The sequence below is a fragment of the Acidaminobacter sp. JC074 genome, from assembly GCF_022496765.1.
In the GTDB taxonomy this organism is placed as follows: Bacteria; Bacillota; Clostridia; order Peptostreptococcales; family Acidaminobacteraceae; genus JABXKX01.
This window is the reverse complement of record NZ_VANV01000006.1, coordinates 231,237-242,043: the sequence shown is the minus strand read 5'-3', so window position 1 is coordinate 242,043 and position 10,807 is coordinate 231,237. Positions and strand designations below refer to the sequence as shown.

General features: G+C 35.1%; 10 protein-coding genes. 4 read left to right on the top strand and 6 right to left on the bottom strand.

Annotated features, from left to right (window positions below; genetic code table 11):
• A partial coding sequence (locus tag EZV73_RS08415) for an SDR family NAD(P)-dependent oxidoreductase (protein WP_240839818.1) occupies positions 1 to 737 on the top strand: 737 nt, incomplete at its 5' end.
• A gap of 95 nt (positions 738 to 832) precedes the next feature.
• Positions 833 to 1,654, top strand: a complete 822-nt coding sequence (locus tag EZV73_RS08410; RefSeq protein ID WP_240839817.1) for an SDR family oxidoreductase — start codon at positions 833 to 835, stop codon at positions 1,652 to 1,654.
• 171 nt (positions 1,655 to 1,825) lie between these two features.
• Here EZV73_RS08410 and EZV73_RS08405 read toward each other — a convergent pair whose 3' ends face one another.
• The 5 genes from EZV73_RS08405 to EZV73_RS08385 are packed head-to-tail and all read right to left on the bottom strand — an operon-like array spanning position 1,826 to position 7,731.
• On the bottom strand, positions 1,826 to 3,676 hold the full coding sequence (locus EZV73_RS08405) for an S-layer homology domain-containing protein (RefSeq protein WP_240839816.1): 1,851 nt from the start codon (positions 3,674 to 3,676) through the stop codon (positions 1,826 to 1,828).
• On the bottom strand, positions 3,666 to 4,055 hold the full coding sequence (locus tag EZV73_RS08400; protein ID WP_240839815.1) for a GtrA family protein: 390 nt from the start codon (positions 4,053 to 4,055) through the stop codon (positions 3,666 to 3,668). Before EZV73_RS08400 ends, EZV73_RS08405 begins: the two co-directional genes overlap by 11 nt.
• On the bottom strand, positions 4,036 to 4,980 hold the full coding sequence (locus EZV73_RS08395) for a glycosyltransferase family 2 protein (RefSeq protein ID WP_240839814.1): 945 nt from the start codon (positions 4,978 to 4,980) through the stop codon (positions 4,036 to 4,038). The genes EZV73_RS08400 and EZV73_RS08395 overlap by 20 nt, the downstream gene beginning before the upstream one ends.
• Entirely contained in the window at positions 4,980 to 6,788 is a 1,809-nt protein-coding gene (locus EZV73_RS08390) for a stalk domain-containing protein (RefSeq protein ID WP_240839813.1), read from the bottom strand. The genes EZV73_RS08395 and EZV73_RS08390 overlap by 1 nt, the downstream gene beginning before the upstream one ends.
• Positions 6,772 to 7,731, bottom strand: coding sequence for a hypothetical protein (locus EZV73_RS08385; protein WP_240839812.1), 960 nt, complete (start codon positions 7,729 to 7,731; stop codon positions 6,772 to 6,774). Before EZV73_RS08385 ends, EZV73_RS08390 begins: the two co-directional genes overlap by 17 nt.
• A 207-nt stretch (positions 7,732 to 7,938) precedes the next feature.
• Between EZV73_RS08385 and EZV73_RS08380 the strand changes: the two genes are divergently transcribed.
• Positions 7,939 to 8,634, top strand: coding sequence for a response regulator transcription factor (locus EZV73_RS08380; RefSeq protein WP_240839811.1), 696 nt, complete (start codon positions 7,939 to 7,941; stop codon positions 8,632 to 8,634).
• Entirely contained in the window at positions 8,634 to 9,752 is a 1,119-nt protein-coding gene (locus EZV73_RS08375) for a cell wall metabolism sensor histidine kinase WalK (RefSeq protein WP_240839810.1), read from the top strand. Before EZV73_RS08380 ends, EZV73_RS08375 begins: the two co-directional genes overlap by 1 nt.
• A gap of 28 nt (positions 9,753 to 9,780) precedes the next feature.
• On the opposite strand, the gene EZV73_RS08370 is transcribed toward EZV73_RS08375, so the two are convergent.
• Positions 9,781 to 10,776 carry a protease inhibitor I42 family protein gene (locus EZV73_RS08370; protein ID WP_240839809.1) on the bottom strand — a complete coding sequence of 332 codons (996 nt, stop codon included), beginning with the start codon at positions 10,774 to 10,776 and terminating at the stop codon, positions 9,781 to 9,783.
• Positions 10,777 to 10,807 lie beyond the last annotated feature (31 nt).

The following is a 10,807-nucleotide window of genomic DNA, read 5'->3' as shown; positions in this document are numbered from 1 at the left end:
AAGGTAACATCGTTTACGCAGGTGCTAGACGTGTTGAGAAAATGAGAGACATTGAAAAAGCAGGTGCAAAAGTAATCAAACTTGATATCACTGAGGACGAAAGTGTTGATGCATTTGTAGAAACAGTTCTAAAGAACCATGGTAAAATCGATGCTTTGGTTAACAATGCAGGTTATGGTGCTTATGGTATGGCAGAAGCAGTTTCTATTGAAGATGCTAAACGTCAATACGAAGTGAATGTATTTGGTACAGCAAGAATGACAAAGGCAGTCTTACCTCATATGAGAAAGAAATCTTCAGGTACTATTGTTAATATTTCTTCTATTGCTGGTAAACTAACTACACCAATGTGTGCATGGTATTCTTCATCTAAGTTTGCTCTTGAAGCTTACTCAGATGCCCTTAGAAGAGAAGTAAAGCAGTTTGGWATCAATGTCGTTATTGTTGAACCAGGTGCTATGGATACTGGCTTCTTCGAAGTCGCTGAGAAAAAAGTTAGAGAAATTAATCATCCTCAAGCTTATAAGAAATCAGTTGATGCATTCTTAGGTTCTATGGAAAAAGCTTATAAGAACCCACCTTCTACAGCTAAAGTTGTTAAGACAATTGTAGATTCAGTAAACAAGAAGAATCCAAAGCCAAGATACAAGGTTGGTACAGACGCTAAAATGGGTGGCATGATGGCAAAGCTTCCTGACAAGATGGCAGATAAAGTTATCATCAGTATGTATTCTTAAATCTCAAACGCATTTTCAGCAATCAATCACAATCAATATAAGTTAACCCATGCTTCATTAGAAGCGATAAATATATACATTACTAGGAGGCAAAAATGAACAAAAAAACTATTGTAATTACTGGAGCAAGTTCAGGTATGGGAAAAGCAAGTGCTATTAAATTTGCTGAGGAAGGATGGAACGTAGCTGCAACAATGAGAAATCCACAAAATGTTACAGGCTTAGATGATTTAGACAATATCAAGCTGTATGCTTTAGATGTAACAGATGAAAAAAATATCGAAGAAGTTAAAGATCAAATTATTAATGATTTTGGTAAAGTTGATGTTGTATTCAACAATGCAGGTTATGCGATTGCAGGTTCATTTGAATCAGCAGATAAAGCAGCCATCAAAACACAATTTGATACCAACTTATTTGGTTTATTAGATGTTACTAGAGCTTTCTTACCACACTTTAGAGAGAATAAAGACGGCTTATTTGTTAACACATCTTCTATCGGTGGATTCTGCGGTTTCCCATTTGTAAGTTTATATAACAGTACTAAATGGGCAGTTGAAGGTTTTACAGAAGCAGTTTCTCACGAACTAAGACCATTAGGTATCAAAGTAAAATTAATTCAACCAGGTATAATCTTAACTGACTTCTTTGAACGTTCTATGACTATCACATCTAAAGAAGGTCTTGAAGATTATAATCCAGCTTTGCAGAAAGCTTTCTTTGGTGACGATCCTGCTGATAGACAAGGCAGCACACCAGAATATGCAGCAAATCTTATTTATGAAGCAATCACTGATGAATCAGGCACAATGCGCTACTTAATTGGTCCAGACGCTGATCAAACTAAACAAATGAGAGATCAAGCTGGTCCAGATCAATTTATTGAGGGCTTATACCAGTCACAAATTGGTTTATAGGCAATCTCAACAAGAACATTGTACATTAAACGACAAAACATACTCTTAAATAGAAAGCAGCTTGAAAAATAAGATTTCATGCTGCTTTTTAACTTATTCTAATAACTGGCTTTGAAACAAAACCCAATCATAAGAAAACCCCAAACTAAGAAAATAGTTTGAGGTTATTGATTATTCTAGGACAATGATTAAATCAGCTTCAAATAATTCGCCTGATACTTCTACACCATAGATATAAACTGAATCATCTACTGTGTAATCATTGATATTTTGATCTGAACCTTCTAAAGATACAATCCAAACCTTGCCACTTGCATCCTCTGCTTTAAGAAGGTTGATGTTCTTATGAATCTCAGTAATCTTAGCATTGAAATGTGTCTTTTCAACAGATTGGTTTATTGAAATTCTATCAACAGCCATACCTGATAACTCTAAAGTTACATCTTGGTCAAGTCTTAATGCATAAAGTCCATTAGAATCATCTGAACCTAAATTATTAACAACCACATTAGATGCAATGTTAAAGTTCTTTGTTTCACCAGCCTTAGTCATGATAGATACTGACGGTGAAGATGAGATAACGATTTTAGTGATTCTACCACTTGCTTCAGTTGATAAGCCAGTACCTTCAACGGCAGTAATCTTACCTTTTTCCAAGGTAATCTTTACAATATCACCTTTAGCTAAATCAGATGTAATATTAACCTTGCCAATATTGCCGTCGATTGTTTGCTCGAACAATTTGCCGTTTGACAATTTGATAGAAACAACATCACCATCGTTAAAGCCTGTAGATCTTTGTAAAGCACCATCTAAAACAGCCTTGTTTGATAAAGCTTCTATTTTCTTAACGTAGTCTCCCTGATATGAGATCTTAACTACATCACCTTCATTTAAATCATCTAAAGTAGATGTTTGGTAGTCTCTTTCAATAACAACTGAGTTTAAAGCCTTGTAATACTTAAACTGGCCATTAACTGAGATAGAAATTGGTCTGAATGTTTCACCCTTAACAGTTACTTTCAAACCAATGCCATTTAAAGTACCATCAATTGAAGTTAAGTCTTCTAAGACATTCAGTGTCTTTAAGTCTTTACCAATTGCAGTTACTTTTACATCCATACCTGGTTCTAGGTTTTGTAAAGTGATTGTAGCATCATTTAAAGTCAAGACACCATTAGAAGCATCATAAACGTAAAGCTTGTTGTTTTCATCTCTTACTTCAATGATGTTTAAATCATAGTGAATGATTGAAATTTTACCATTCATGCTTGTTAAAGTACCTGTTACAACAGGTGTTTCTGTATCTGTGCTTGCATCAACAGTGACACCATCTAACTCATTTAAGATATTAGAAGATAAAACTGAAAGAATGCTTCTATTTAAAATAGAATTTGGATAGAAGTAATTATCTGTGCCACCTACAACAATTTCCTTTTCAATTAATAAATTGATCCAAGGCCATTGTAGAAGTGTAATCTCTGCACCATCTTTATACTGAATTTCATAGAATTTATTAACATTTTCCTTAAGATAAACATTCATTGCCTTTGACATAAAGACTGAAGCATCCACTTTTGAGATCACTTCAAACTTGCCATTTACAAAGAATAAGCTTAATTCTGATTTTTTTAAGATATTTCTCTCTAATGCATAAGCAATGGCTCTATGGTTATCAGGACCATATGGCTCTAATGTATTAGGGATTAAATAAGCCTCAATTGTTGGTAAATGCTTTGTTACATAGTCATCAGCCAAATCAGTTGTCACATCACCTTTTAAAAGCGCTATCCTGTAAATAACATTAATGACTTCCATCTTAGTGGCATGACCAAGTGGCTTAAACTCATTTGTTGAATACAAAGGCATCACATCTGTATCTGTTACCTTTTGGATATAAGGCTCTGCCCATTCCGCTTCTTCTAAGTCAGTAATTTGACTAACATCTACGCCTTCTGCGTATACCATACTAGACATTAACAAACATAATACGAGTGCTAATATAAAAATTCTATTCTTCACTTCTTCCTCCTTCTGTAAATACAAAAAATTTACTATATATGTAATTCAGTAGGACGACTATTATCGTCACTATTATTTTACTGTAAAATTCATCAAATTTCACCCATGAGACGAGTATTATCAAAAGAATTGTCTCAATAATAAAAACGCCCACTCGCCCCGAAAGAAATTTTATACTTTCTGATACTATATTGCCACTGGATTTAAAGACATACATTCGGTTTGTCATAAAGGCAAACATGACTGCAAGGGCTGCTGATAGGGTTGTTGCAATCAAGTAATGAAAGCCCAATATTAAAAACAACTTATAAGATAAAATACTGATTAAGGTGGTCAGACCACCAAAGACCGAATACAGACTAATCTCTCGTATGTTCATCTTCAATACCTTCTTGCTTTTGGATAATGTATAAAGGTCTTTTTCTTACCTCTTCATATATTCTGGCTATATATTCACCAAGAATAGATATCTGGAACATCAGGATACCAAAGAAGAAAAGCATAATGGTCACTGTTGATGTCCAACCAGCTATTGGATTGTTGGTTACCAGCTTATAAATAATCCAATAGATCATATAAATAAAGGAGAATGCCGACATGGCTATACCAAATACTGAAAAGAGTTTGAGTGGCTTATCTGAAAAAGACAAGATGGCGTCAATAGCAAGCCTCATCAACTTAAAGTAATTGTATTTGGTTTCACCAGCATGTCTACCGTCTCTGTTAAACTCGACACATGTTACATTGAAACCTACCCAATGGGTGATACCACGAAAAAAGCGGTTATGTTCATCCATCTTGTTGATTTCATTAATGACCCTTCGGCTTAAGAGTCTAAAGTCGCCTGTATCCAGGGGCAGTTCAACGTCACTCATAAACTTTAAGACTCTGTAGAACATCTTAGAAGTGAACTTCTTAAAAAAAGATTCCTTCTTCCTTGATTTCCTCTTGGCATAAACCACATCATAGCCTTCTTTGTACTTAAGATACATATCTTCTATGAGTTCTGGTGGATCCTGAAGATCTCCGTCTATGATGACAACTGCATCACCAGAAGCTTTTCTAAAGCCTGCACTATTGGCCATTTCATGACCAAAGTTTCTAGAAAAGCTGACCAGCTTAACGGTCTCGTCCATATCCCTTAAGGCCATGACTTCATCAACGGTCTTATCATGACTGCCATCATCTACATAGATTATTTCATGAGATGGTGTGATTTTATTTAAAGTGACCTTTAACCGGTCATACAAGGGTCTGACATTGTCCTCTTCATTCATGACCGGTATTACAATACTTAGTTCCATTAATTTAAATACTCCTGATAATCATTTTCTTCCCATCGATGTGTATCATCGAAGAAATTGCTATTTTTATTATAAAACTCATATAAAACACGATTGTTGACATCATCGTCATCCCAGGTTAAATCATAGTGTTTATATGTTTCATCTACTTTGATTAAGTTCCAAGCATGGTTGACTTCACCTGTGAAATCACCTTCTTCATCCACTTCACCAAATATCAAGACGTTCTCAACACCAACCTTATCCAAGAGGTACTTAAAGGCTTCTGCATAGCCATCACAAACTGCAACACCATCTATTAAAGCACCATAAGCCGTATGTGAGATTTCTTTGTAATCATTTTCAGCTATAGGATCTGGATCGTATAAAATATGTGTGGCTAGATAATCATGAATTGCCTTGATTTTTTCTACATCGCTAGCCGACTCTAAATCGAGTTCTTCAAGAATATCTTCAACCTGTAATTCCACTAAATTGCTGGCAGTATCAGATGTATCATCTTTGGCATAGTACATGCCTTTACCAAGTCTTGACCAATCATCAAAATAGCCGATGTACTCAACACCATTTTCAAATCTAGTAAAGCCAAAACCTGTAAACAGATGGTCTGAAATTCCTTCAGAATTCGTTGGTGCAATGTTGATTTTACCATCAGGGTCAATTCTCAAAACCACATCTTTTTCTATATTGCCTCTATCAAAGAGTTCATACCCCTCTTTGTAGATAACGTATTCTAGCTCACTTGATTCATTGTCGTTATAAAAATAATAGGCATCATGCAACTTTACATTGTTATGATCAAAGGTAATCTGATGACTGATCCCCTGTCTACCATTTTCATCAAAATAGGTCGTACCTAAAATATAACCTTCAGGTACCCCTGTATATGAAAACTTCATACCAGATGCCTTGTCATCTTCAAAGAAAGCATAGTCATAACCAGAGTCATAGATTTCAGATAAATAACCGTTTCTCATGTTATTTTTAAATTGTCCAAGTAAAGCACCGCCACTTTTAAAGTCATAATAACCAAGACCAGACATTTGATTTAAATAAAAATCACCATAATACTGATCGCCATTTTGAAATTCATAAACTTTGTACTTACTTTCTAAGTCAGCAATCAACTGGTCATGTTGCGCTTGTTTATAAGCATGCATCTGTAGAAACATTTGATCCATGGTCAAGCTACTGTCTAATGTCAGACCACCAGAAGCAGCAAGTGCTATTAAGTCTGTTTTTAAACTTTCCTCAGATCCTAAGTACATGTCTTTTAACTTCATAAGTTGATTTAAAATATCATGGTACTGTTCTCTTACGATTGGCATATTAGGACCATCTTCATCATGAACATCTGCATAAATATCTTTAAAGAGTACTTCATAAGACTTGTCCATCAAGTAATCAATGGTTATATGTCTTTCTTCTCCATGCCAAGTTACCACAGCACCAGTCGATTCTGCTACAAATCTAAGTGGTACATAAGTTCTATCATTAATGATTGTGGCAGAGACATCCAGTTCAACGGCTTGTCCGTTTACATAAGCTGTTGTACTATCAATCACCATATCTATTTTTAAGTCACCTTTAGAACCAGTAGCTGTTCTCGTTTCACCATTCCACGAAACATCTAGACCCAAGGGTTCAAATATAAACTTAACAGGTATTAAGGTTCTACCTTCAACTATAACAGCCGGTTCCTCTAAAACCATCAACTCTTCATTTAGACTGATGGTAATGTCCGTTTCGGCTGATACACTGACTGTCATCAGTAACAATAACAGCAGGACACTAAGAGCTTTTTTCATGTATGCCTCCGATTTGATTGAGATAAGATTCAACCAACTGAACCTTACTTTTCTTAAGCCCTTCAATCTCTATCTTTATTTCATTTCTCTTTTGATCAAGTATTAGAAGTGACTCATCTATATGACGCATCATCTCCTTAATTAGTTCGACTGCGCCATCAAGTTTTTCACTTAGTTCATCACCCTCAATGACCCTAACTAAAAAACAATCTGAAAATACTAGCAGTCTACTGATGTCTAAGTGAAGATCTGTAACGCCTAAAACGTCCATCACTTCAATGTGGTACCTTCTGATATTTTGTTGTATCAAGACCAATTGTTCATTGGTCTTCTTAACCGATTCATGACCACAATCAGAAACCAACAGACCATTCTCTAAAATATCAATGATACCCAAATCGTCTGCTGACGAAAAACTTTCTAATATACAATTAAAGGCTTCCTTTAATTGATCACCAGCTTCTTTGGCCTCTCTGATTTCTCTTAACACTTCATTGTTGTAGTAAACCTGATCAATAATGGTTTTAACTTGTTTCGAATCATTAGAATCAATGTCTAAGATTTTCTTTTCTTCTGATTCTATAAAATCAAGATACTGACGCTCAATTGTAAATTTCTCTTTTAAACGGTCGCGACAAAGTGATATTTCCTTTAAGCAAACATCCAACTCCTGACAAGCTATTTCATACTGGTTCTTAGCGACCATGGCTTCTCTTTCTTCCTTATCAAGTTTATCGATAAGGGTACCTTTTAAAAGATGGACAAAGCCTTCAAGTGACAGACCTTCTAATTTTTCTACATCATAATTCTCTTTATCCAAAGCAGCTTTCTTTTCTCTAACTTTCGCTTCTAATGATGCTTTATTCTCTATGAGCATGGTCAATCGTTCTTCTGAACGCTTAATTTTTTGCAAAGTTTCTGTTAAAGTTTGATACACTGACATACTTCCTCCAATTTAACATGATTCATCACACTAAGTATAACAAAGAAGGCACCTACAAACACCCTTTGCATTAAAATGTAATACTTTCATAATACCTTAGAAATATTTAGCTTTCACCTTAAAGTTTTATTAATTAAGCACCTTCTTCTTGTCAAGAATAATCACTTAAACTATCATTAACATAAGAAGAAACGAAAGGATAAGAATATGAACGAAAAAATTCTAGTTGTTGAAGATGAAAAAGAGATTGCTGATCTGATCAGAGACTACTTAACAGCATCAAATTACAAAGTCGTTATTGCAAACGATGGTGAAATGGGTTTAGAATTATTCAATTCTGAAAAGCCTCAATTGGCCATATTAGATATTATGTTACCGAAAAAGGATGGATTTGAAGTTTGCAGAAATATTCGTTCTAAGTCAAACATTCCAATCTTAATGCTGAGTGCAAAAAAAGAAGATACAGATAAAATTATTGGTTTAGGCTTAGGTGCGGATGACTACATCACCAAACCATTTAGCCCAAGAGAATTAATCGCTAGAGTACAATCTCAGCTTAGAAGATTCACAGAGTTATCAACCAATCAAGAGAAAAAGGAAGTGCTTTCTTTCAACGGATTGGAAATTGATGCAACAGCTTACACCGTGTCACTTGATGGTGAAATCATTCCATTCTCAGTTAAAGAGTTTGAGATTTTACACTATCTTGCATCCAATGCCAACCAAGCCCTTTCTAGAGAAAAGATTTTCGATGAAATCTGGGGTTACAACGAGTATGGTGATATCAACACTGTAACGGTTCACATCAGAAAAATCAGAGAAAAAATAGAGAAAGATCCTTCTAGACCAAACTTTATCGAAACAGTTTGGGGTATCGGTTACAAATTTAAGGGAGATAAATAATGTCAGCAGGCTTAAGATCTAAAATTATCTTAGCTTTGGCTTCTATTATACTTGTACCCATCATTATTGTAGTTTTAGCCCTCTTGTTGATTCAGTTTAATGTGATACAGATTTCTGCCTTACAGGATATCAATCTTTCAAGCATTACTTTACAGGCACCAGGAAAATCAACGGAAGAACTCGCAACCCTAACCATTACCCTTGTATGCATCTATTTCATATCATTAGTAGGTATGGTTGTTGCAGTCTCAAAAGTTTTATCAGATTTTTTGCTCCTGCCTTTAAAGGAACTGAATTACGCTGCTGAACGTATTGGTTCAGGTGAATTTGACTTTAAAATTCGTTACAACAAAGACAATGAATTTGGCAAGCTTTGCAGGGAGTTTGAAGATATGAAGGATAAGCTTTATATGACTTCAAGCAAGCAGAGCATTTATGAAAACTCTAGAAAAGAGTTGATTGCCTCTATTACTCACGATTTAAAAACGCCACTAACTAGCATCATCGGTTATGTAGAGGGTTTACAGGATGGTGTGGTTACCAATCCAGAAACCGTTCAAAACTACTTGAATGTTATTCATGATAAATCACAAAGACTGGATCATTTGATTGATGACTTGTTCACATTTACCCAGTTAGAACTTGAAAAGTTTACGGTTAATGTAACAGAAACTTCAATGAAATCCATGTTGACGGAATACTCGACAACTAAAATCAGAGAATATCAATCCAATGAAAAAGTATCCTTTATTGTGGGTGATCCCATTCATGAAGCCAACTTAGATGTGGATGAGTTTAGAATTGGCCAGGTTTTAGAAAACTTGATTTCTAATGCTGAAAAGTATACAAAGACCTATATCAAACTCTATACAACTGTGGATGAATACCACTACAACATTTTTGTCGAAGATGATGGTATCGGTATTGCTAAGGAAGATCTGCCATTTATATTCGATTACTTCTACCAATGTGATAAAGCCAGAGAAACCAAAAGAAAAGGCACAGGTTTAGGACTGGCCATATGTAAGCAACTTGTAGAAGCCCATAAGGGTAGAATTTATGTAAGAAGCGAACTTGATAAAGGCACCATTTTTAAAATAAGCTTGAAACTAAAATAACCTGTCATCCTAGGATGACAGGCTTTTTTTAGTAGATTATAAACGCTGCAGTTTGTGGTGGTAAGCTCATTGTCGTAGCCATTGATGTTAATGCAGAAATCATATCACCTACTTTTACTTCCTTTTGGAAGTAAGTTGTTTCATTGGTGTGTAATACGATATCTACCATATCGCCGCCTTGCTCATATGTTACAAAGTAGCTTGTCACATCATCATTTACTTGAATCTCTTTAACATAACCTTGGTAAGTGCCCATTGGGAAATTGTTAAGAGTCATGCCAGTATCACCGATTTCTACGCCAATATCTAAAATTGTGTAGAAGAATTCCGCTGGTACCAATGTTCTTCCTTCTACAATAACTGGCGCTGATGACAAAGGCCTAGCAGCCATCCTATTTTTAAAGTAAGCATTTTCACCGATTGTAATCGATGTCCACTGTGCACCCTTGTTGATTTCAACAGATTTTGTTTCAGGTTTCCAAGTTACAGTGTAACCAAGAGCTCTTAATGTTTCTGCTACAGGCACCATATGCTTGCCATCAACGATTTGCGGCATCACTTCTACATCAATAACTTCATCAGCAGAGATTTCTTCAACTACCACGTCATTGATTGTAACGATTTGATTTTCTTCAACAAAGACTTTATCACCATTCTTGTAAACAAGAATATCTAGTTTTTCTTCAGAACCTTCTTCAAAACTTCTGCTGTAAACAAAATCAATTGTTGATACACCATCAGCTAATACTTTAAACGTAAATCTGTGTTTGCCTGGTGCACCCATTAAATCACTATCTACTAGGTATTCATCTGAAATATAGTTGACATGCTTTAAATCTTTCACATGATACGTCCATGCAAAACCTGTTGTTTGGTTACCATCTAAGATAATTGTAAACTCATCACCATCTTGTTCTAAACCAAAAGGCTGTTCATTGACACTGATTAGGGTTGGAACAGCTGTATCAGCAAATACACCTGTTAACATCATTAAAATTAATAAAATACTTATAACTTTTTTCATTTTTGTCCTCCATTTATTTCGTCCTTCGTAA

What these genes read in the sequence shown, in the direction of transcription:
- EZV73_RS08410 (WP_240839817.1), top strand. Translation starts at nt 833, where the DNA reads ATGAACAAAAAAACTATTGTAATTACTGGAGCAAGTTCAGGTATGGGA.
- EZV73_RS08400 (WP_240839815.1), bottom strand. Translation starts at nt 4,055, where the DNA reads ATGAACATACGAGAGATTAGTCTGTATTCGGTCTTTGGTGGTCTGACC.
- EZV73_RS08395 (WP_240839814.1), bottom strand. Translation starts at nt 4,980, where the DNA reads ATGGAACTAAGTATTGTAATACCGGTCATGAATGAAGAGGACAATGTC.
- EZV73_RS08390 (WP_240839813.1), bottom strand. Translation starts at nt 6,788, where the DNA reads ATGAAAAAAGCTCTTAGTGTCCTGCTGTTATTGTTACTGATGACAGTC.
- EZV73_RS08385 (WP_240839812.1), bottom strand. Translation starts at nt 7,731, where the DNA reads ATGTCAGTGTATCAAACTTTAACAGAAACTTTGCAAAAAATTAAGCGT.
- EZV73_RS08380 (WP_240839811.1), top strand. Translation starts at nt 7,939, where the DNA reads ATGAACGAAAAAATTCTAGTTGTTGAAGATGAAAAAGAGATTGCTGAT.
- EZV73_RS08375 (WP_240839810.1), top strand. Translation starts at nt 8,634, where the DNA reads ATGTCAGCAGGCTTAAGATCTAAAATTATCTTAGCTTTGGCTTCTATT.
- EZV73_RS08370 (WP_240839809.1), bottom strand. Translation starts at nt 10,776, where the DNA reads ATGAAAAAAGTTATAAGTATTTTATTAATTTTAATGATGTTAACAGGT.